The sequence below is a fragment of the Pseudoalteromonas phenolica genome (assembly GCF_001444405.1).
GTDB lineage: Bacteria > Pseudomonadota > Gammaproteobacteria > Enterobacterales > Alteromonadaceae > Pseudoalteromonas > Pseudoalteromonas phenolica.
Window position 1 is genome coordinate 817,252 of sequence record NZ_CP013187.1, and the last position, 19,741, is coordinate 836,992.

The following is a 19,741-nucleotide window of genomic DNA, read 5'->3' on the forward strand; positions in this document are numbered from 1 at the left end:
TAACAAATTTAAACAGTTTAGGGTCGTGCTCCTGTTTATTGAATTTGTTACTATGGCAAGTTCATTAGAGAAGAATTGAATTATGAAGTTAAAGCTATTTTCAACCTTATTTGCTGCGGCTTTGGGTATCGCAGGTCAGGCGATGGCTGCGCCAACTGCGTATTTACCTCTGGGTAAGCACCCTGTACTAGAGCATCAAATTGACAGAATGTTTGCCATCTCAACAGGCACGCCTATGGCGAAGCCGTACCGCATTTATGATGTGCAAATTGCCCTTAGACAAATAAAACAATCAAACCCAGACCTGCACGCGCAGATTTTATCAGGTATTAAACCTTATATGAGTCGTGATGCAGTCACACGCATGGGCGTAAAGCTCAGAGCAGATTCTGGCGCTGAAATAAAGCTGGCCAACGACCGTAGCAACAGCTCAAGTGAGTATGCTGAAGTGTCTTTTGACGGTATTTGGCGCGGTGGTGAACATAGTTTAATGCAACTAGGCGCAGAGTATCGTGTTGAGCAAGGTAAGTTGGTGGCTTATAACAGCTTCTATGCGTTAGGTGGTGATAATTTACAGCTGAATTTAGGCTACAAAGAGCATTGGTTCTCGCCGTTTAAAACATTTGCGCAAGTTTACTCTAACAACGCGCAAGCGCCTTTGTCTATTTCATTGGGTTTAAACGCGCCATTACAGAATTGGTGGAATTTTGATTTTGAGCTTTTTTATGCAAAAGCTGAGCATGTTGAAAACGGCATTTTATATAAAGATACTTTACACAGTGGTACGCCTAAGTTAGCAGGCACACATTTGTCTATTGAGCCTATTGAAGGCTGGAAGATCGGGGCTAATCGAATGATGCAATTTGGTGGCGGTCCAAGAAAAGTATCAACGAAAGATGTTTTTAAAGCCTACTTCGACCCAGCAGGGAATGATAATTCGGCGCTTACTGGTGGTGCAGATAATGAACTTGGCGATCAATGGGCTTCAATCACTTCGACAATAAGAACGAATTGGTTTACTCCAATTGAGTGGTATTTTGAGCATGCTGGGGAAGATACCAAGTACCATCGAAACTACCAGTTAGGGAATACGGCAAATAGTTTTGGTATTTTTATTCCTGAAATGACAGATCGTCTTGCATTTAGATATGAATATACAAAGCTAAATACATTTTGGTATGTAAATTATATCTACCCTGGTATCGGAAATTCTTTTAACGGTTCGGTCGTTGGCCACTTCGCAGCTGATAGAAGAAAATTTAAAGATGCAATTCCGAGCGGTATTCACTCTATTGAAGGCGATGTTTTCTTAGCAGAAGGTCATTGGAAAGTGAAATATTCTCTAATAAGAAATGCGAGTAATCATATCAATGAATTTGGCGATGTGGGTGGCAAATATGAAACTTCACATGAACTTCAACTAATTAATAATCGAGCCTATGACGACAAGCGCCTAGAAACCACACTCACCTTAGGTAAAGACGTATTTGGTGAAAACTATACTTGGTTAGCGGTCAATGTATACTGGTAGACCAGTGGTAAGACAATAGATTTTTGACAACAGCGGGAAAAGTAGGAACGCACATGTCGCAAGATATTAAAAAAGACAACATGCTTGAAAACAGTTTTTTAGCAAGCCTTGAGCGCCACAGAGCGCTGTTTGCAACAGTAGATAAATACCAAAGTGAAGCAATGCAGCTTTTAACTGCTTGTCAAAAAGCGCTTAAATCAGGTGGTAAAGTAATTTGGTGTGGTAATGGCGGCAGCGCGGCAGATGCACAGCATTTAGCGGCTGAGTTTGTTGTACGTTATAAATTAGAGCGTGGTCCTTTAGCGTCGATTGCCTTAACCACAGATACCTCTATTTTAACCGCGCACTCAAACGACTATCACTTCGACACGGTTTTTGAACGCCAGATCCAAGCATTGTGTAAACCTGAAGATGTTGTAATCGGTTTAACGACCTCTGGGACGAGTCCAAACATTAATTTAGCGCTTCAAGCTGCAAATGAGATTGGCGCATACTCGGTAGCGCTAACAGGTCGCGAAGGTGGTTTAGTCAAAGATATCGCTAAACTGCCTATTATCATTGCCAATGATGAAACCGCGCGTATTCAAGAAGCGCACATGTTTATCGGTCACTGGTTATGTGAAGCAATCGATTTAGCAATTGAGAAAGGCGAATAATGGATTTAAGTTATTTTCAAAAGCTATCACAAGCTAAAATTCTGGTCGTTGGTGATGTAATGCTCGATAGATACTGGCATGGTGACACTGGCCGCATTTCACCAGAAGCACCAGTGCCTGTTGTTAAAGTCAGCAAGCTTGAAGATAAGGCCGGTGGTGCAGCCAACGTAGCCAAGAATATTGCTTATTTAGATGGTCAAGTTAGCCTATTAGGGATTATTGGTAATGATGATAACGGCAGCTCACTACAAGCGTTATTGAAAAGCGAGAAAATTAACTCTCAGCTCATTTCCCAAGATGATGCACCGACCATTGCTAAAATGCGTGTGATTAGCCGTCATCAGCAAGTTGTGCGTCTTGATTTAGAAGAAACCTTCCTTGAAGCACATTCAGAGCTACTGTTACAAAAACTCACTGAGATTGTTGATGACTTCGATGTGGTACTTTTCTCAGACTACAACAAGGGGTCATTGGCGAAAATCAGCGAGATGATCCAAGTAGCAAAAGCGGCTGGTAAAACTGTTTTAGTCGACCCTAAATCTAAACAACTTGCCGATTACCGTGGTGCAGATTTTATTACTCCGAATCTTAATGAGTACACTGCTGCGGGTGGTATTAAAGGCGATGAGCAAGTACTTGCTGATTGTGCGCGTAAGATTATTGCCGAATGTGGCATTGGCGCCATGTTATTGACTCGCTCTGAGCAGGGCATGTCCTTGATCACACCAAGTGAGAAACATGATTTTGCGGCGCAAGTACTAGAAGTTTCGGATGTGACAGGCGCAGGCGATACGGTAATTGCAACCTTAGCAGTCATGCTTGGTACAGGCATGCCAGCCAAACAAGCTGTTGAAGTTGCTAATGTGGCAGCGGGTTTAGTAGTTGCGAAATTAGGTGCTGCAACAGTATCACCTGAAGAGCTATCAGCAAAACTGACTCAATACCTACGTGAAACCGGTGAGCAATACCAAGCACCGACGCAAGAAATCTTGCATCATATTGAGCTTGCTCGTCAACGCGGCGAGAAAATTGTCTTCACGAATGGCTGTTTTGATATTTTACATGCTGGCCATGTTCGTTATTTGGCACAGGCCAAAGCGCGAGGTGACAAGTTAGTTGTGGGTTTAAATAACGATGCTTCAATCAGTCGTTTGAAAGGCCCTGAGCGCCCAATTAATCCATTAGATGAACGTGCGACCGTAATTGGCGCACTTGCATCAGTTGATTGGGTGATCCCATTCGGTGCGGTAGAAGAAAACGACACACCAGCCAAGCTTATCGAGCAAGTCAAACCTGACGTATTAGTCAAAGGCGGTGATTACAAAGTAGAGGAAATCGCTGGTGCTGATTTTGTATTAGCAAACGGCGGCACTGTTGAAGTACTAGAATTTGTGAATGGCTGCTCAACTTCGAATGTGATTAAGAAAATTCAAAGTAATTAATTTACCAAGAACTTTAAGCAGAAACCCAAGCTTGTGCTTGGGTTTTTCTTTTTTGATTCAAGAAATTTTACTAGATAGTGAGAAATGAACGATATAACGCATAAAACTTATCCCACTCGCTTTCTCGCCAATAAAACTCAGTATTTCGATTTAATTCTTTTATAAAAGAGCGTTTTAAACGCGCCATATTATTTTCAACGGTTTGTTGAGAGGGCTTGCGGATTTCGCCTCTATCAAAGTCGATTAGAAAAACCTTACTACGCTCGTCAAACAAGATGTTGTTGATGTTTAAGTCGGCGTGAAATACGCCTGCGTTGTGAAAGCGTGCTAAGGTTTCTGCGGTTGCTTGCCACTCACTCTCAGTCAGAGGAGCTTGTTTTAGTTTGTCGAGCAGACTTTGAGCGCCTGAAACGGCTTCTGTGATCAGATCGCCACGGTAAATAAACCCGCTGCGCTGAACTTTTGCAGCAATCGGTTTGGATACAGGCAAGCCTAATTCTTCTAATTGTGTCAGAAGTTGAAACTCTTGATAGGTACGGGTGTTTTCTAATCGGCTAAATAGATATTGATCAGATAAAACCTTGCCCACTAAGCCGCCACGCCAATAATGGCGCAACACACCGATTTGCTCACCTAGGTTCAAAAAGTAGGTTTTAGCGCGACCTTTTTTTTCGCCCACTACTTTGTTTTGTTGTTGCCAGTATCTAGGCTCGAACCAGTTTTCTTCAACGGGTAAAGGTGAGTTATCGGGTAATAAAATATGTGTATTGGCAGAGGGGTGAGTGACGCGCATAAAGTTCTAAATCAGTTTTTTGCTAAGTATATACTTAAAAGGGATCGGTATACGAGATGTGAGGGCGTTTGCTTTAACAAGTTGGGCTAGGTAGTAAATTAAGTTAAACTGCTGCCAACTATTTTTACAAGCATAAGAGACTGTTGTGGTTTTATCTTCAACTCCTAAAGATATTTGTATTTTACGTTTGTCGGCGATTGGTGATGTGTGTCATGCCGTGTCGGCCGTACAGGCTATTCAGCGTCATTATCCTGAGGCGAAAATTACTTGGGTGGTGGGCAAAATCGAAGCCATGTTATTACAAGATATGCCAGGAGTTGAGTTTGTTATTTTCGATAAAAAACAAGGTAAAGCAGCATTTAAACAGTTAAAAGAGACCTTTAAAGGCCGTCAGTTTGATGTGCTACTGCACATGCAAGTGGCGCTTCGCGCCAACCTTGCGGCTCGTTGCATTCCTGCCAAGGTAAAAGTAGGTTTTGATTGGCACCGTGCCAAAGAGGGGCACTTCTTATTTACCAATAAACGCATTGCAGCAGAAAAATCAGCGCACGTACTCGAGGGTTTTAGAGGGTTTGCTAAAGCCATTGGTGTGCCACATTATGAGCCAACTTGGCAAATGCCAGTAAGTGATAACGATAAGAACGTTTCTGCAGAGTTACTATCTGGGCTTGAAGATGTTTTAGTTATTTCCCCTGCAGCGAGTAAAGAGGAGCGTAACTGGTTGCCAGAGCGCTATGCCGAAACTGCCAAATATGCAAAGCAGAAAGGTTTTAATGTAGTGATCACAGGTGGTCCTACAGATATGGAGCGCCAACTGGCAGCTGAGATTATCTCTTACTTAGATTTTGAAGTATTGAATCTGGTTGGTAAAACCACGTTGAAACAACTTGTATGTGTTTTAGAGCAAGCTAAATTGGTCATTGCACCAGATACTGGTCCCGCGCACATGGCGGTTACTATGGGCACGCCTGTGATAGGTTTATATGCTCATTCAAATCCTGCTCGAACAGGCCCATATCTTTATCAAGATTATGTGGTTGAGGTATATCATAAAAATCTTCAAGCACAGTTTAAGAAAAGTGCAGAACAATTGCCGTGGGGAACGCGTGTCAAAGGCAAAACCTTGATGTCGCAAATTAACGTAGCAGACGTAAAAGCTATGTTCGACCGAGTTTGCGAAGAGCAAAACCTTATTTAATAGCCTTTTATTCTTAAAACTAAACGAATTAGTAATCATCATGACAACGAAACAGAAAGCCGTTTTTCTCGATAGAGATGGGGTGATCAATCATGATCACGCCTATGTGCATAAAATTGAAGATTTTGAGTTTATCGATGGGGTATTCGACGCTTGTCGTGATTTTATCGCTAAGGGCTATATTTTAATTGTGGTGACCAATCAATCGGGCATTGGTCGAGGTTATTATGATGAAGCGCAGTTTAATCGGCTGACTGAGTGGATGAAAGCACAATTTATTGAGCAGCAATGCCCAATAACTGAGGTGTATTTTTGTCCGCACCATCCTAAAAAGGCGCTACCTGAATATTTGCAAGACTGCGACTGTCGTAAGCCAAACCCGGGTATGTTGCAGCAAGGTATTGATGCATTTGATATTGATGTGTCACAAAGCGTCATGATTGGCGATAAAGTATCAGATATTCAGGCAGCGCGCGCAGCCGGCGTGAAAACGGCTATTTTAGTCAATTCAGGACAAGCTTTTTCAGAACAAGATGCAGCAGAAGCAGATCAAGTCTGTGTTTCTATTAAAGAAACAGTTGCATTTGTCTCATAAACGTTTACATTCGCCTCAATTTTTGAACAATGGCTCCGTGCATTTATAGTGCGTAGCCCTTACAATACGCCTGTTTAAAATTATTACTATATTTAGCAGACAACAAAAACTGTGTGAAAACAGGCACACCGTGCAATTTATTGGAGACTCTACATGAGAGCATCGGCATTTTATAGTCAACTACAAGAGCAGCTTGAGCAGGTAAAAGCAGAAGGCTTATACAAAAGCGAGCGTATTATCACGTCTTCTCAGCAGGCTGAAATTGCAGTAGCAAGTGGTGACTCAGTAATTAACTTCTGTGCAAATAACTACCTAGGTTTAGCGAATCATCCAAGTTTAATTGAAGCCGCTAAGTCAGGCTTAGATGCCCATGGCTTTGGTGTAGCGTCAGTACGTTTTATTTGTGGTACACAAGACATCCATAAAACACTAGAAGCAAAAGTCAGTGAGTTCTTACAAACTGAAGATACTATTCTTTACTCTTCTTGTTTTGATGCAAATGCGGGTTTATTCGAAACAATCTTAGGTCCTGAAGATGCAATCATCTCTGATGCCTTAAACCACGCGTCAATCATTGATGGTGTGCGTTTATGTAAAGCGAAGCGTTTCCGCTACGCAAACAACGACATGGCAGCACTTGAAGAGCAACTCATTGCCGCAACTGAAGCGGGCGCAAAAACAAAACTAATCGCGACTGATGGCGTGTTCTCTATGGACGGCGTTATTTGTAACTTAGAAGCTGTATGTGATTTAGCTGATAAGTACGATGCACTTGTGATGGTTGATGACTCTCATGCTGTTGGCTTTGTGGGTGAAAACGGTCGTGGTACACACGAATACTGCAACGTGATTGACCGCGTTGATATTATCACAGGTACCTTAGGTAAAGCACTAGGTGGTGCGTCAGGTGGTTACACGTCTGGTAAGAAAGAAGTGATTGATTGGTTACGTCAGCGCTCTCGTCCTTATTTATTCTCAAACTCTTTAGCGCCTTCAATCGTAACAGCATCAATTGCTGTACTTGATATGCTTAAAGACGGTAAAGCACTACGTGATCAACTTTGGGAAAATGCAGCTTACTTCCGTGAAAACATGGAAGCTGCTGGTTTCACTTGTGCAGGTAAAGATCACGCAATTATCCCTGTAATGCTTGGTGATGCGAAAGTGGCTGCGGCTATGGCTGATAAGTTATTAGCCGAAGGTATCTATGTAACAGGCTTCTCATTCCCTGTTGTACCAAAAGGTCAAGCACGTATTCGTACACAGATTTCAGCGGCGCATACTAAAGCGCAGCTAGATAAAGCAATTGATGCCTTTACCCGTATTGGTAAAGAGCTAGGTATCATCTAAATTTATTAAATAGCAATACGCTTATTAATACTGAAATTCGCCAAATCATAAGTATGATCTGGCGAATTGTTTTTTGCTTGGGACGTAACAATGAAAGCATTATCGAAATTAAAAGCTGAACCTGGGATTTGGATGACAGATGCACCAAAACCAGAGGTTGGGCACAATGACTTATTAATCAAAATTCGTAAAACTGCGATTTGTGGCACAGACGTACATATTTATAAGTGGGATGAGTGGGCGCAAAACACTATTCCTACCCCTATGGTTGTGGGTCATGAATATGTCGGTGAAGTGGTTGGTATGGGCCAAGAGGTACGTGGTTTTGAGCTTGGCGACCGTGTATCTGGTGAAGGCCATATTACTTGCGGCCATTGTCGTAACTGTCGTGCAGGCCGCGTACATTTATGTCGTAACACCATTGGTGTGGGTGTAAACCGCGAAGGCTCATTTGCTGAGTACCTAGTTATTCCAGCTTATAACGCATTTAAGATCCCTGATAATATTTCTGACGAATTAGCTTCAATTTTTGACCCATTTGGTAATGCAGTACACACAGCTCTGTCATTCGACCTAGTCGGTGAAGATGTATTGATCACAGGTGCAGGTCCAATTGGTATTATGGCTGCGGCTGTGGCTAAGCACGTAGGTGCACGCCATGTGGTGATCACTGATGTGAACGAATACCGGCTGGAGCTTGCGCGTAAGATGGGCGCGACGCGTGCAGTTAACGTGGCAGAAGAAAAGCTTGAAGATGTGATGGCTGAGCTTGGTATGACTGAAGGCTTTGACATTGGTCTAGAAATGTCAGGTGTACCAGTGGCGTTTAACTCAATGTTAAACAACATGAATCACGGTGGTAAGATTGCCATGTTAGGTATTCCACCATCGGATATGGCGGTTGATTGGAACCAAGTTATTTTCAAAGGCTTAGTGATTAAAGGTATTTATGGTCGCGAGATGTTTGAAACTTGGTACAAGATGGCAAGCCTTATCCAATCAGGTTTAAATCTTGATCCTATCATCACACACCAGTTCCATATTGATGAGTTCCAAACGGGTTTCGATACCATGATCTCTGGTCAATCAGGTAAAGTGATCTTAAACTGGGATTAGAGCGAGTTTACCTTTGATGTATGCATTTTGCTCAAATAAAAGGCTTTAAATATTGGGTTAAGCTATACGCGTCAATGTTTATGCATGTACAACAATTAAAAATAGAGTAAAGCCTTTTTTTGAGCTCGTTGAGCAGCGCGATTTGAATATTTATTCGGCGTTATCGGCTAGTTTACATAGAATAACTATGCTACATAGCCTCTGCCTTGCCTAAATATCCAACTCACTGCTGCAAAAAACACACAACAAAGAAAAGCACGCTCTTAAGTCCATTTGTGTTAAAGGCGGCAAATGTCGCCTTTTTGTTTTTTTGAGAAGTAATTTATGCCGTTTAAACATATTTCAGTTGCACAAACTATAGAGCTTATGCAGCGCGATGATGTCGTTATTGCCGATATTCGTGATCCAAATGCATTTGCATCAGGTCATATGCCAGGTGCCATTCATTTATCAAATGCAAACATTGGCCAATTTATGGTTGAGAAAGACTATGAGCAGCCAATCGTTGTGGTTTGCTACCATGGGGTGAGTTCACAAGGTGCTGCTAATTATCTTATCGAGCAAGGCTTTGAAGATGTGTATAGCATGGACGGTGGTTTTACGCAGTGGGCGCTTGAGCAGCCAGAGTCAGTAAGCCAATGATTTTATTAGGTCAACACTCAGAGCCTAGAGCCTTGCAAGGCGCAGTTGACTATTTTAAAAGTCAGGGTATCAAGGTTAAGTTGACCTATTTAGACAACCGCACAGCACAAGTGTGGGTGTCAGAACAAGATGCAGAGCGTGCAGCGCAGTTGTGGCAAGAATTTTTAAGTAACCCTTACCATGAACGTTATTTAGCGGCGTCATGGCAAACTGGCGATACCCAAGTAAAATTTAACTACATGGGGAAAGATTTAAATTTGGCGCAGCGGTTTGTCGGACTTCATTGGTTTTTAAAGCTCATGTTTATTGTTTGTATCACCGTTTTTGCTAGCTTCTTCTTGATAGAAAACCCGCAATCATGGCTAGATAAACTTCTGTTTAATCCAACCGAACCTTTATCTTGGTTGACGCCTGCCATCATTCATTTTGGCGCATTGCATCTTATTTTTAATTTGAGTTGGTGGCTGTTTTTAGGCAATAAAATTGTGAAGCAAGCAGGCAATACGAGCTTATTCTTACTGTTTTTTATTTCTGCATTCGTGAGTAATTGGGCGCAGTATTTATTGGTTGATAATCGCTTTGGTGGATTAAGTGGAGTGGTGTATGCATTGCTTGGTTTTGCGTGGATCTACAGCACAAAATTGCCCGAAGAAGAGCAATTGATTACTAAACCAATCGTCGGTTTCATGTTGGTATGGATGGTATTGGGTTTTGCTGACGTGTTATTTATTAGTATGGCGAACTGGGCGCACTTGTTTGGTTTATTGAGCGGAATGGCAATTGCTTCATTACAACTGCCAAAATCAAAAACAGGTTAGTGATAGAGGTACTTAGTAAATAATACTTCTCTAATGATTTCTTCGCCGGTCTCATCTTTCAGCAGCTTTTTCAATTTCTCAGCACAGCGCTGACGTATTTCTTCTCGACCCGTTAATGACTTTATAGTTTCTTCAGGCTCTTTACTTAAGATTTGCACTATAGCATCACGAAGCAGTGGCGTATGGTGCTCTACAATCGCAATATTCTTCACATCATTTAGCATTAAATCTACAGTGACGCGAATATAACCCAATTTCTTGTTAGATTGACCAATATAGTTGGTGATGATATCTGGTTCAAAACCAAAGTAACCCACATTTGCTTCAGCTCGAACTGAAGTGCTACTGAATGTCAGTAGAAGTAATGCAAATAGGCTTGAGAGCATTTTCATAGTGGGTGAAGTTCCTGTTATGTAACTGTCTTGAAAGCGATTGTAACTGTATTTTAAAAAAAATTATACTCTGTTGAGTGTGTTACAAGTATAGAAAAAGAGTAAAAAGTTGCTGGTTTTTTAGCTAATGAAACTTTTAACTAAGGTAAAAAATAAAAACCATAGACTGAACTTTGTTGCCGTACTGAGCAATGTTATTATGTGTCGGTTGTATTCTGGGTAAGATATTATTGTGTTAAAGCATCCTCTTTCAATCGATTTTTCATGGCAAAGCTCACTCTCGGAGCTTTCTGTACCTGCTGCTTTAAAGCCTGTTTTAAGCGACACAGGATCACTCACTGAACGTTTAAAGCAAAAAAGTACAGACTTCAAAGTGGTTGTCCTGAACGAACAGCCAATCACAGCAAAATTATGGGGAGAGACGGCCCATGATTATATTTGTCGTGAAGTTTTACTATATTGTGATGAGGTTGTTCAAGTTTATGCTCAAAGTTGGATCTCTATTCCAGCTTGTGAAAGAGGTGTAGAGCAGTTGGGAGACACGCCTTTGGGGGAGGTGTTATTTCAGAACGAACTTTGGCAACGTTCTGAATTAGAAATGGCTGAAGTAGAATCTCGAGAAGAGCTAGCTCAACTGTTGAAGAGGAATGACATTACTCGCATGCCTATTTTTGCTAGAAGACGTATTTTCTCTCAATCAGAGGCCCATGTGATGGTGTGTGAAGTATTTTTACCTGAGGTATTAGATGCAGCTTGAAGCCCTAAAATGGCAAAACTTTAATGCCTATAAGCAATTAATGCGCACCGACAAACCAATCGGTACATTACTGTTACTGTGGCCAACATATTGGGCGTTATGGTTAGCAAATGATGGATTACCGAGTTGGGATCTATTATTGGTGTTTTCGCTTGGTGTATTTGTCATGCGCAGTGCCGGATGCGTAATTAATGACTTTGCTGATAGAAAGATTGATGGCTCGGTAAAACGAACAGCTACTCGGCCTCTTGCAACAGGTAAGGTTTTAGCTGGAGAAGCATTAAGTTTGTTTGTATTGTTGATTATCGTAGCGTTCGCTTTGGTACTCTCATTGAATTGGCAGACCATCGCGTTGTCATTTGGTGCACTTGCATTAGCTGCTTGTTATCCGTTTATGAAGCGTTATACGAACTTACCCCAGGTAGTATTGGGTGCAGCGTTTAGCTGGGCAATCCCGATGGCATTTATGGCCTCGCAGCAACAAGTTCCAATAATTGCGTGGTGGCTATTTGCTGCAAATTTAATTTGGACTGTGGCGTATGACACTATGTATGCCATGGTCGACAGAGACGATGACTTAAAGCTAGGTGTGAAGTCGACGGCAGTGTTATTTGGTCAGTTCGACAGACACATTATTGCGCTTCTGAATATCATGTTTTTAGTCATAATGATTGCAATCTACCAAGCAGTTGAAGCGACTTTTTGGGCTTATTTGGGGTTGGTATTTGCTGCTTGTTTACTTGTTTATCAACAAAAACTCATCCATGAGAGACAGAGAGAAAACTGTTTTAAAGCGTTTTTAAATAATCATTATGTTGGGTTGTTGGTATTTTTGGGGTTGGCGCTTTCTATATGGCTTAGCTAGATATATAGATATGTCATTTTGATACAAGGCAACTTGTCGATAGTATTAGTGACGCTCCCTGATATAGATTAGTTACCTTGAACCATTTTCTATCAAAAAAGAAATCTGAATTACAATAAGAGTAAGGTTTAGTCCCTTGAAACCTTTGCTTAAATCTTAATGAATTTATTCATAATGAAACCTGCAAAAGAAGCAGGCTTCATTATTAGGCCGTTTTAAGCGCTGATGCTATGTTTTTGTTCAAACTTTTCTATTAAATTTACCAGTTCTTTAATATTAACATCTTCACTCAAGGTGTGGTTTGTTCTGACAAGTACCTGTTCTGTTGGAAGGTCTTTATTTGTTTTAATTAAAACAACGTCTGGGTCTTGAGCAACTAGCTTAGAGTGCTCAATACCCGCAATTGCAAATAAATCACTATTTTTAATGTTATCAAGTACTTCATTGATGTTGCCAACGCGCATTGAAGTGGCTTTGTTGAAACTATCAGCTGTTTCATTGACCATATGCTGAACTTGTCTTGACTGAGATAGGCAGCCAAACATTGGGTAATGAATAAGATCTTGTCTAGTAACAGAGTCTTTATGAAGTATAGGATGGTTTTTCGCAACAAACATGATTAATTGATCAGGAATGTAGATGTCCGAACTAGCTAACTCAGAAGAGTGCATACAAACGCTGATATCAATTTCTCCGAGCTGAAGTTTATTCATTAAATCAGCTTCATCAAGCATTTGCATCTCTACTTTTACACTTGGGTGATGAGCCAGAAATTGCCCACAAACAACAGGCACAACACTGCTCATTTGTTGCGTATAGCCAATGACTAATTTATCTTGGTCATTACCAAATAGACTCTGTTTTATATTCTTTTTGGCATTTTCAAGTTCATTTAAAGTTGCTTTGCAGTATGTGAGGAAAAGCTCACCTTGCTCGGTAAGACGAACTGAGCGTGTAGAACGCTTGACTAGTTCACAACCAATTTCATCTTCGAGTGTTTGGATGCTGCGGGTGAGGGCTGAAGTACTGATATTAGTTTGTTCAGCGGCTTGGCGAAAGTGTCTTAAATTGCCTAGAGCAACAAATTGCTCAAGTTGTTCAAATCTCATTTGAAATTCCTTTTAATTTCAACGGTTCTTTTAGAACTACGTATTTACCCAATAGTAATACAAAATGCAATAAGGGGAAATACTTTTTTACATTAAAATTACAAATAACTAGTCGGGGTAGCTATCTCTAATAAAAATAAACTCATCTAAGTTATTTATAAATAAATCAACGAGTTTGGGGTCAAAATGTTTGCCTCGTTCAGATTGTATCAGCGAAATAACTTTTTCTAAAGGCCAAGCTGGTTTATAACACCGATCACTGCCTAAAGCATCAAATACATCAGCTAGCGCTGTAATACGACCAACTATATCAATTTGTTCACCTTTTAAGCTTTGTGGGTATCCGCTGCCATCCCACTTCTCATGGTGGTGATAGGCGATAATTGCACCACATTTGAGAATATCATTACTTGAATTATGGAGAATCTCGTAACCAACTTTGGCATGCGTCTGCATAATTTTCCATTCATTATCGTCAAGCTTTGCTGGTTTATTTAAAATATTATCAGGAATACTAATTTTGCCAATGTCATGTAGAGGCGATGCCAATTTAATGATTTCAGATTGGTATTCATTTAGGCCGTATAATTTGGCGAGAAGGTGGCTATAATTTGCCACGCGTTTAACATGCGAGCCTGTTTCTTTAGAGCGTTTTTCGACAGCTTCGCCAAGAATGTAAGATAGCTCTTTTTGAGATTCCCTGACTGTTTCTCGTAACCTAATATTGTCATAAGCCATCGCTATATTATTGGCAAAAAAAGCCAGCAATTGCCTGTCAGTTTGCTGCAATGCTGAGTCTTTGCTGACATACAGCATGGTCTCACTGCCTTCTTGAGAAGGGAAGTAACCAATATATTCAAATTCAGTTTGGTGAGAGTGTTTTTTATTGTGGGTTTCCATGAATAGCTGTTTGACATTTTGTGGAATAGCTTCAGTATTAGGTTCAACACCTTCACCGGAGGCAGCAAGAAGCCTGAAGTGTTCAGCTTGTGCACTTTGGCTATTAACAGCTGCAGCACAGTAAATATCGCTTGAAGAGAGGCCCATAACCTCTGAGACATGGGACAAAATTGTTGAGGCGAATTCTCGCACACTATTGCAACGTAAAAACGAGCCTGAAGCATCAATAATTCGCTCAAGCCCTGCTTTATGTTTGCCAATTGTTTGGATGTCTCGATGAGAGCGAAGTGCAGAATAAAGTAAAGTCTTAAGTTTGACCGCAGTCAGCTCAGTTTTATTTTTATAATCATTAATGTCGTAGTCACGGATCACAGCCTCTTCTGGGGCCTCGCCTGGTTGCCCTGTTCTTAGAATAAGACGAATATCATGGTTACCCATATCTTGGCGTATGTATTTTATGAGGTCTAAACCTGCATGGTTACTTTCCATGACAACGTCAATCAAACCAACAGATATATTCTCTTGCTGATTTAATAAGTCCATTGCTTCTTTCGCTGAGTATGCGTGGTGAAAGCGCAGTGCTTTATTCTCAAATTCAAAGCCTGAGAGCACCAATTTAGTCACTTGATGAATGTCTTCTTCATCATCAACAACAAGTATGTCCCAATAATCTTCCTTATTATTGCTTGATTCATGTTCTTGATTTAAATTTTCGTCAGAAAATAGGAAATTATTCACACTTCATCCTGCCCATAGCCGCTCAAAATGAGTATAGACAGGAAAAGGTGAGCTTGCTTAATTAGTCTATCGGCTTTTTTTCGATATTTTGTAACTCTATTTCAATGGCATCACAAGAAATATGTATTTCGTAGAGTGAAATAATCAAAGATAAAGTCAAACAACACAAACTCACTCCAAATAAGATAATGCCCGGTAATTGTTGCTCAATAAACAAACTAAACATAGAGAGTGTACAGAGTAAAAAAGAAAAAACGCCCCAGACCTGCATGGCACGAATTAACTTTATACGCTTTTTTAAATTATCGATTTGTGCCAAAACGACGGGTCGATTAGTTTTTCCTTCTCGCGCATTGAGCTCTCTAATTAATTGCGCTAGCACTAAAAACCGATTGGTATAAGCTAATAGTAATAATGAAATGGCAGGAAATAGCAGCGCAGGTGTTGTAAGTGTCATTGCAGTCTTAATGTTTTAGGTGATTTCAAAGTTTATTATGACAGATAATTCTTGGCAGTGGTGTGAAGTTTTTAACTCAGATAATGTAATAGAAGCTCATTTGATAAAAGGGTTACTAGAGCAGGCAAACATAGATGTATTACTTAAAGGAGAGGCTTTACAAGGGGCACTTGGAGAAATTCCGCTAGATCAGGCAAAAGTTTCTGTGTGGGTTTACAAGATAAAATTGCGCCAAGCGCAGGAATTATTGGTAAACTACCAACAACAAGAAAAAGACACTGAATGGCAATGCCCACAGTGTGACGAATTTAACGGGCCAGCGTTTCAAGCATGCTGGCAATGTGGAAAAGATTATGAGTAAAGCGAATAACTTTCAGCGAATTAGAGAGTTAAATTATTTACAAAAGGCTGTGCTGGCTGCTGCAGTTTTAGAACGCATGTTGCCTAACTACGAATTATTTAGTGAGGCCACAGAATTTGGTGATGCCAGTACGTTACGCAGTGCGTTAAACGTATGCTGGGAAAAAATCCTATTTCCAAAGAGTAAGATCAGTTTAGAGAAACAGGTAGAAAAAATTGAACCGAATGTTCCAGAATTAAACGATTATCCGATGTTTGGTACGTATCCAGCCATAGATGCTGCAACCGCTTTACTTGGTTTAATTCATGGTTTAATGGCCAAAGATGAGCATGAATTTGTGAGTGTTGCGAAAATTTCGCAAGCAACCGTTGCTCGCTATGTCGAGCTATTGATTGAAAGCGATGGACTAGAACCTGAAAACAAACTGGTTCGTGAACATCCTTACATGCAGTATGAAATTGACGTGTTAGGCGAGTTAATTGAATTCGTAGAGAATATGGGCCGAATCAGCAGTGACAATGTGAAAGCGCTTAAACAACAAGCAATTGCTGATGGGCAAACTAATATCGGCATTGCAATTTAGCGTAAAGATTAAAAACTGGAGAATTATTAGTGCGTATTCTAGGCATTGAATCATCTTGTGACGAGACGGGAATTGCAATCTACGATGATGAACAAGGGCTGCTTGCCCATAAGCTTTACAGCCAAGTAAAAGTGCATGCTGACTACGGCGGTGTTGTTCCAGAGTTGGCTTCTCGAGACCATGTTCGTAAAACAATACCGCTTATTGATGAAGCTTTTAAAGAGGCTGGCTGTGGTCCAAAAGACATAGACGGTGTTGCGTATACTGCAGGACCAGGCTTGGTTGGCGCCTTATTAGTGGGTACCTCAATTGGCCGCTCGTTGGCATTTGCATGGGATAAACCTGCTGTTGCAGTACATCATATGGAAGGTCACTTACTAGCACCAATGCTTGAAGACGAGCAACCTGAATTTCCGTTTGTTGCGCTACTTGTCTCTGGTGGCCACACTATGATGGTGAAAGTTGCAGGTATCGGGGAATACGAAGTGCTAGGAGAGTCTGTGGATGATGCCGCAGGAGAGGCATTTGATAAAACAGCTAAATTATTAGGTTTAGACTATCCAGGCGGCCCGCTTCTGGCAAAAATGGCCGAGCAGGGGACACCAGGTCGCTTTACTTTTCCGCGTCCCATGACAGATAAACCTGGCTTAGATTTTAGTTTTAGTGGTTTAAAAACAGCAGCAGCTAACACCATTCGTAGCGAAGGTGATGACGAACAGACTAAAGCTGATATTGCTCATGCATTCCAAACTGCTGTGATCGATACACTGGCGATTAAGTGCAAACGGGCTTTAAAACATACGGGTATTAAACGTTTAGTCATTGCCGGTGGTGTGAGTGCAAACACTGAACTTCGCCAAAAGCTTGAGCGCATGATGCAAGGTATGAAAGGGCAGGTGTTTTATCCTCGCACTGAATTTTGTACTGATAATGGCGCAATGATTGCTTTTGCTGGTATGCAGAGGTTGAAAGCCAAGCAATATGCAACACTTGATATGAAAACGCAGCCACGTTGGCCGATTGAAAGTTTACCACCGTTGTAGGCGTGAAAACTAAGGCTTCTTTTTACCAATTTTAGGCTCTTTCCCTTGAAGGAGCCTTTTTATATTGGCGCGATGGCGAAAGATAATCAGTAAGGTTAAAAAGCTGACCGGAACAGTGTAAAGGGGTTTAATAAGCCAAGTGTAAAAAGGCGCGAGTGCGACAGTGATAATTGCGGCGAGTGACGAGTATCTCGTCAGCCAAACTACAATAGCCCACGTAGCAATCAACAGTCCACCTAGACTTAAGCCAATGGGCAAAAGTGCCCCAAACGCGGTTGCAACGGCTTTTCCTCCATTGAAATGGAAGAATACAGGGTAGATATGACCAAGACAAGCGGCAACAGCAATTGCGCCCAACCAATTTGGCTCTACGCCTAAAAAGTATGCGCCCCAAACAGGTATGGTACCTTTCAAGATGTCGAAAGCTAAAACTAATGCAGCGGGTAGTTTACCACCTAATCGAAGTACATTAGTTGCACCAGGGTTATTAGAGCCTGCAAAACGAGGGTCGGGTAACTTGAACAGCTGACACACGAGCACTGCAGACGATACAGAGCCAATTAAATAGGCACATATGCAGATTAACGTAATTAACACAGTTTTCCTTATTTTGTCTTCAGCGTATTTCGGCTATTATTTCCCGATTCGAATGTAACTATATAAGTTACCAATCTATTTGTCACAGACAAAATACCAAAGTGGGGCGTGAATGGATAAGGTCTATATTTCTCAGCTACATGTTGAAACCATTATTGGCGTGTACGATTTTGAGAAAGAGAGTAAACAAAGTTTATACTTTGATGTGGAAATGCTGACCGATATTCGAGCCGCAGCACAGAGTGATGACATCAATTTGGCCGTTGATTATGCTAAAGTCAGTGAAGACATTATTGCGCATACGACGGCAAAACCTGTCGAACTATTAGAAACATTAGTTGAGCAGCTTGCTGCGCTCATCTTAGCACAATATAACGTCAGCCAAGTGACTATCAAGGTAAGTAAGCCTGCGGCTGTGCATGCAGCACAAACGGTTGGTGTAGAGATCACTCGAGCAAAAGCAGCTTAATATGGCACAGATTTTTATAAGTTTAGGCACAAATGTTGATAGAGAAAAGCACCTACGCGCCGGTTTAAAAGCCCTAATTGCAAACTTTCCAGAGTATCAACATTCTAGTGTCTTTGAGAGTGAAGCCGTTGGATTTAATGGTAATAACTTTTTTAATTCTGTCTTTGCAGCACAAACTGATATGCCGCTTGAGCAGGTGTGTGCTTTGCTTAAGCAAATCGAAAGAGACAATGGTCGAACACCGTCAGATAAAAAGTTTAGCCCACGAACGCTCGATCTAGACTTACTATTTTATGATGATGTCATTTGCGACTCACCTGCACAATTACCTCGTGATGAAATTACTAAGAATGCCTTTGTTCTTCAACCGCTCGCTGAGTTAGCAGCAGACTTTCACCACCCCGTTGCAGAGCAAACGATAGGTGAACTTTGGCAAAATTATAACAACCTAAACCAAAAGCTATGGAAAGTGGAGTTTTAACCCATGAGCATTATTGAAATTATCGTGTTGGCCTTAGTACAAGGTCTGACAGAGTTTTTACCTATTTCGAGTTCAGCACATTTAATTCTGCCGTCACAAGTATTTGGCTGGCAAGATCAAGGCACAGCATTTGATGTTGCTGTTCACGTCGGTACATTGTTGGCGGTGATTATCTATTTTAGAAAAGAAGTTGTAGATATTTTAACTGCTTGGTTTAACTCATTTGGTGCACAGGGCAAAAAAACGGATGACAGCCAGCTTGGTTGGTGGATCATTTTGGCAACCTTACCGTCATTGATTATTGGTTACTTATTAAAGGACTTCGTAGAAGTATACTCGCGTAATGCGTGGATCATCGCCACAACGACCATCGTATTTGGTTTATTACTTTGGTATGCCGATGCAAAAGCGAAGCAAATCAAAACCATTTATCAAATTAACTGGGTAATGGCGCTATTGATTGGTTTGTCGCAAGTGGTTGCTATGTTATTCCCGGGCACGTCTCGTTCAGGTATCACTATGACAACAGGTCTATTACTTGGCTTGAATAAGCAAAGTGCAGCACGTTTCTCTTTCTTGATGTCTATTCCAGTTATCGCAGCCGCGGGTTCTTACTACATTTATAAGCTATCGACAGGCGATGAACTGATTGATTGGAACGCGATTATTTTAGGGGCTGTGTTATCGTTTATTGCAGCTTATGCGTGTATCTACTTCTTCTTAAAAGTGATTGAGAAAATGGGCATGTTCCCGTTTGTCGTTTACCGCTTACTTTTAGGTCTAGGGCTATTTGCTTTCTTAATGTGGTAAACATTGATGTAAGCTTTTAAGCATCGTTATTAGACAGC

General features: G+C 41.1%; 23 protein-coding genes. 17 read left to right on the forward strand and 6 right to left on the reverse strand.

Going from position 1 to position 19,741, the window contains the following annotated elements; translation table 11 throughout:
- Positions 1 to 82: 82 nt before the first annotated feature.
- From PP2015_RS03620 to hldE, 3 genes are read left to right on the forward strand one after another with little or no spacing between them, the layout of a single operon-like run.
- Positions 83 to 1,531, forward strand: coding sequence for a capsule assembly Wzi family protein (locus PP2015_RS03620; RefSeq protein WP_058028987.1), 1,449 nt, complete (start codon positions 83 to 85; stop codon positions 1,529 to 1,531).
- A 53-nt stretch (positions 1,532 to 1,584) separates the two neighbouring features.
- Positions 1,585 to 2,187 (forward strand): D-sedoheptulose-7-phosphate isomerase, encoded by a 603-nt coding sequence (locus PP2015_RS03625; protein WP_058028988.1) that lies wholly within the window; start codon positions 1,585 to 1,587, stop codon positions 2,185 to 2,187.
- The gene (gene hldE, locus PP2015_RS03630; protein WP_058028989.1) at positions 2,187 to 3,629 is read left to right on the forward strand and encodes a bifunctional D-glycero-beta-D-manno-heptose-7-phosphate kinase/D-glycero-beta-D-manno-heptose 1-phosphate adenylyltransferase HldE; all 1,443 of its coding nucleotides are present in this window, start codon (positions 2,187 to 2,189) and stop codon (positions 3,627 to 3,629) included. The genes PP2015_RS03625 and hldE overlap by 1 nt, the downstream gene beginning before the upstream one ends.
- Before the next feature lie 70 nt (positions 3,630 to 3,699).
- On the opposite strand, the gene PP2015_RS03635 is transcribed toward hldE, so the two are convergent.
- Positions 3,700 to 4,422 carry a 3-deoxy-D-manno-octulosonic acid kinase gene (locus tag PP2015_RS03635; protein ID WP_058028990.1) on the reverse strand — a complete coding sequence of 241 codons (723 nt, stop codon included), beginning with the start codon at positions 4,420 to 4,422 and terminating at the stop codon, positions 3,700 to 3,702.
- Positions 4,423 to 4,567: 145 nt separating this feature from the next.
- Between PP2015_RS03635 and PP2015_RS03640 the strand changes: the two genes are divergently transcribed.
- The 6 genes from PP2015_RS03640 to glpG all read left to right on the forward strand — a co-directional run bounded on the left by PP2015_RS03640 (position 4,568) and on the right by glpG (position 10,141).
- Positions 4,568 to 5,620: a glycosyltransferase family 9 protein gene (locus tag PP2015_RS03640; protein ID WP_058028991.1), complete on the forward strand. Its 1,053-nt coding sequence runs from the start codon at positions 4,568 to 4,570 to the stop codon at positions 5,618 to 5,620.
- A gap of 40 nt (positions 5,621 to 5,660) precedes the next feature.
- Entirely contained in the window at positions 5,661 to 6,215 is a 555-nt protein-coding gene (gmhB, locus tag PP2015_RS03645; RefSeq protein WP_058028992.1) for a D-glycero-beta-D-manno-heptose 1,7-bisphosphate 7-phosphatase, read from the forward strand.
- 153 nt (positions 6,216 to 6,368) lie between these two features.
- Positions 6,369 to 7,565, forward strand: a complete 1,197-nt coding sequence (locus tag PP2015_RS03650; RefSeq protein WP_058028993.1) for a glycine C-acetyltransferase — start codon at positions 6,369 to 6,371, stop codon at positions 7,563 to 7,565.
- A gap of 90 nt (positions 7,566 to 7,655) precedes the next feature.
- The gene (gene tdh, locus PP2015_RS03655) at positions 7,656 to 8,681 is read left to right on the forward strand and encodes an L-threonine 3-dehydrogenase (protein WP_058028994.1); all 1,026 of its coding nucleotides are present in this window, start codon (positions 7,656 to 7,658) and stop codon (positions 8,679 to 8,681) included.
- 324 nt (positions 8,682 to 9,005) lie between these two features.
- A complete protein-coding gene (glpE, locus tag PP2015_RS03660; RefSeq protein ID WP_058028995.1) occupies positions 9,006 to 9,323 on the forward strand; it encodes a thiosulfate sulfurtransferase GlpE in 318 nt (105 codons plus the stop codon).
- A complete protein-coding gene (glpG, locus tag PP2015_RS03665) occupies positions 9,320 to 10,141 on the forward strand; it encodes a rhomboid family intramembrane serine protease GlpG (protein WP_058028996.1) in 822 nt (273 codons plus the stop codon). Before glpE ends, glpG begins: the two co-directional genes overlap by 4 nt.
- Here the strand turns inward: glpG and PP2015_RS03670 are convergent.
- Positions 10,138 to 10,527, reverse strand: coding sequence for a flagellar basal body-associated protein FliL (locus PP2015_RS03670; protein ID WP_405127328.1), 390 nt, complete (start codon positions 10,525 to 10,527; stop codon positions 10,138 to 10,140). The genes glpG and PP2015_RS03670 overlap by 4 nt on opposite strands.
- Positions 10,528 to 10,765: 238 nt before the next feature.
- On the opposite strand from PP2015_RS03670, the gene PP2015_RS03675 reads away from it, so the two are divergent.
- Complete coding sequence (locus PP2015_RS03675; RefSeq protein WP_058028998.1) at positions 10,766 to 11,290, forward strand: chorismate--pyruvate lyase family protein; 525 nt, start codon at positions 10,766 to 10,768, stop codon at positions 11,288 to 11,290.
- Positions 11,280 to 12,155, forward strand: coding sequence for a 4-hydroxybenzoate octaprenyltransferase (ubiA, locus tag PP2015_RS03680; RefSeq protein ID WP_058028999.1), 876 nt, complete (start codon positions 11,280 to 11,282; stop codon positions 12,153 to 12,155). Before PP2015_RS03675 ends, ubiA begins: the two co-directional genes overlap by 11 nt.
- Before the next feature lie 215 nt (positions 12,156 to 12,370).
- Here ubiA and PP2015_RS03685 read toward each other — a convergent pair whose 3' ends face one another.
- The 3 genes from PP2015_RS03685 to PP2015_RS03695 form a co-directional block, all read right to left on the reverse strand.
- Positions 12,371 to 13,264, reverse strand: coding sequence for a LysR family transcriptional regulator (locus PP2015_RS03685; protein ID WP_058029000.1), 894 nt, complete (start codon positions 13,262 to 13,264; stop codon positions 12,371 to 12,373).
- A gap of 108 nt (positions 13,265 to 13,372) precedes the next feature.
- The gene (locus PP2015_RS03690) at positions 13,373 to 14,902 is read right to left on the reverse strand and encodes a DUF3369 domain-containing protein (protein WP_058029001.1); all 1,530 of its coding nucleotides are present in this window, start codon (positions 14,900 to 14,902) and stop codon (positions 13,373 to 13,375) included.
- A 61-nt stretch (positions 14,903 to 14,963) separates the two neighbouring features.
- Entirely contained in the window at positions 14,964 to 15,359 is a 396-nt protein-coding gene (locus PP2015_RS03695; RefSeq protein WP_058029002.1) for a DUF2721 domain-containing protein, read from the reverse strand.
- 37 nt (positions 15,360 to 15,396) lie between these two features.
- On the opposite strand from PP2015_RS03695, the gene PP2015_RS03700 reads away from it, so the two are divergent.
- The 3 genes from PP2015_RS03700 to tsaD are packed head-to-tail and all read left to right on the forward strand — an operon-like array spanning position 15,397 to position 17,346.
- Positions 15,397 to 15,720, forward strand: coding sequence for a putative signal transducing protein (locus PP2015_RS03700; protein WP_058029003.1), 324 nt, complete (start codon positions 15,397 to 15,399; stop codon positions 15,718 to 15,720).
- Positions 15,713 to 16,303 (forward strand): YjaG family protein, encoded by a 591-nt coding sequence (locus tag PP2015_RS03705; protein WP_058029004.1) that lies wholly within the window; start codon positions 15,713 to 15,715, stop codon positions 16,301 to 16,303. The genes PP2015_RS03700 and PP2015_RS03705 overlap by 8 nt, the downstream gene beginning before the upstream one ends.
- A gap of 29 nt (positions 16,304 to 16,332) precedes the next feature.
- Positions 16,333 to 17,346, forward strand: coding sequence for a tRNA (adenosine(37)-N6)-threonylcarbamoyltransferase complex transferase subunit TsaD (gene tsaD, locus PP2015_RS03710; RefSeq protein WP_058029005.1), 1,014 nt, complete (start codon positions 16,333 to 16,335; stop codon positions 17,344 to 17,346).
- 9 nt (positions 17,347 to 17,355) lie between these two features.
- Here the strand turns inward: tsaD and plsY are convergent, their stop codons facing one another.
- Complete coding sequence (plsY, locus tag PP2015_RS03715; protein ID WP_153188134.1) at positions 17,356 to 17,943, reverse strand: glycerol-3-phosphate 1-O-acyltransferase PlsY; 588 nt, start codon at positions 17,941 to 17,943, stop codon at positions 17,356 to 17,358.
- A 112-nt stretch (positions 17,944 to 18,055) separates the two neighbouring features.
- On the opposite strand from plsY, the gene folB reads away from it, so the two are divergent.
- The 3 genes from folB to PP2015_RS03730 are packed head-to-tail and all read left to right on the forward strand — an operon-like array spanning position 18,056 to position 19,703.
- Positions 18,056 to 18,412: a dihydroneopterin aldolase gene (gene folB, locus PP2015_RS03720; RefSeq protein ID WP_058029006.1), complete on the forward strand. Its 357-nt coding sequence runs from the start codon at positions 18,056 to 18,058 to the stop codon at positions 18,410 to 18,412.
- A 1-nt stretch (position 18,413) separates the two neighbouring features.
- Positions 18,414 to 18,893, forward strand: coding sequence for a 2-amino-4-hydroxy-6-hydroxymethyldihydropteridine diphosphokinase (gene folK, locus PP2015_RS03725; RefSeq protein WP_058029007.1), 480 nt, complete (start codon positions 18,414 to 18,416; stop codon positions 18,891 to 18,893).
- A 3-nt stretch (positions 18,894 to 18,896) separates the two neighbouring features.
- Positions 18,897 to 19,703, forward strand: coding sequence for an undecaprenyl-diphosphate phosphatase (locus tag PP2015_RS03730; protein WP_058029008.1), 807 nt, complete (start codon positions 18,897 to 18,899; stop codon positions 19,701 to 19,703).
- Positions 19,704 to 19,741 lie beyond the last annotated feature (38 nt).

Excerpts from the sequence above, each read along its gene's own strand:
- glpG (WP_058028996.1), top strand. The coding sequence starts at position 9,320 with ATGATTTTATTAGGTCAACACTCAGAGCCTAGAGCCTTGCAAGGCGCA.
- PP2015_RS03650 (WP_058028993.1), top strand. The coding sequence starts at position 6,369 with ATGAGAGCATCGGCATTTTATAGTCAACTACAAGAGCAGCTTGAGCAG.
- PP2015_RS03705 (WP_058029004.1), top strand. The coding sequence starts at position 15,713 with ATGAGTAAAGCGAATAACTTTCAGCGAATTAGAGAGTTAAATTATTTA.
- PP2015_RS03635 (WP_058028990.1), bottom strand. The coding sequence starts at position 4,422 with ATGCGCGTCACTCACCCCTCTGCCAATACACATATTTTATTACCCGAT.
- ubiA (WP_058028999.1), top strand. The coding sequence starts at position 11,280 with ATGCAGCTTGAAGCCCTAAAATGGCAAAACTTTAATGCCTATAAGCAA.
- glpE (WP_058028995.1), top strand. The coding sequence starts at position 9,006 with ATGCCGTTTAAACATATTTCAGTTGCACAAACTATAGAGCTTATGCAG.
- PP2015_RS03695 (WP_058029002.1), bottom strand. The coding sequence starts at position 15,359 with ATGACACTTACAACACCTGCGCTGCTATTTCCTGCCATTTCATTATTA.
- PP2015_RS03670 (WP_405127328.1), bottom strand. The coding sequence starts at position 10,527 with ATGCTCTCAAGCCTATTTGCATTACTTCTACTGACATTCAGTAGCACT.
- gmhB (WP_058028992.1), top strand. The coding sequence starts at position 5,661 with ATGACAACGAAACAGAAAGCCGTTTTTCTCGATAGAGATGGGGTGATC.
- folB (WP_058029006.1), top strand. The coding sequence starts at position 18,056 with ATGGATAAGGTCTATATTTCTCAGCTACATGTTGAAACCATTATTGGC.
- folK (WP_058029007.1), top strand. The coding sequence starts at position 18,414 with ATGGCACAGATTTTTATAAGTTTAGGCACAAATGTTGATAGAGAAAAG.
- tdh (WP_058028994.1), top strand. The coding sequence starts at position 7,656 with ATGAAAGCATTATCGAAATTAAAAGCTGAACCTGGGATTTGGATGACA.
- hldE (WP_058028989.1), top strand. The coding sequence starts at position 2,187 with ATGGATTTAAGTTATTTTCAAAAGCTATCACAAGCTAAAATTCTGGTC.
- PP2015_RS03700 (WP_058029003.1), top strand. The coding sequence starts at position 15,397 with ATGACAGATAATTCTTGGCAGTGGTGTGAAGTTTTTAACTCAGATAAT.
- PP2015_RS03730 (WP_058029008.1), top strand. The coding sequence starts at position 18,897 with ATGAGCATTATTGAAATTATCGTGTTGGCCTTAGTACAAGGTCTGACA.
- PP2015_RS03620 (WP_058028987.1), top strand. The coding sequence starts at position 83 with ATGAAGTTAAAGCTATTTTCAACCTTATTTGCTGCGGCTTTGGGTATC.
- PP2015_RS03625 (WP_058028988.1), top strand. The coding sequence starts at position 1,585 with ATGTCGCAAGATATTAAAAAAGACAACATGCTTGAAAACAGTTTTTTA.
- PP2015_RS03685 (WP_058029000.1), bottom strand. The coding sequence starts at position 13,264 with ATGAGATTTGAACAACTTGAGCAATTTGTTGCTCTAGGCAATTTAAGA.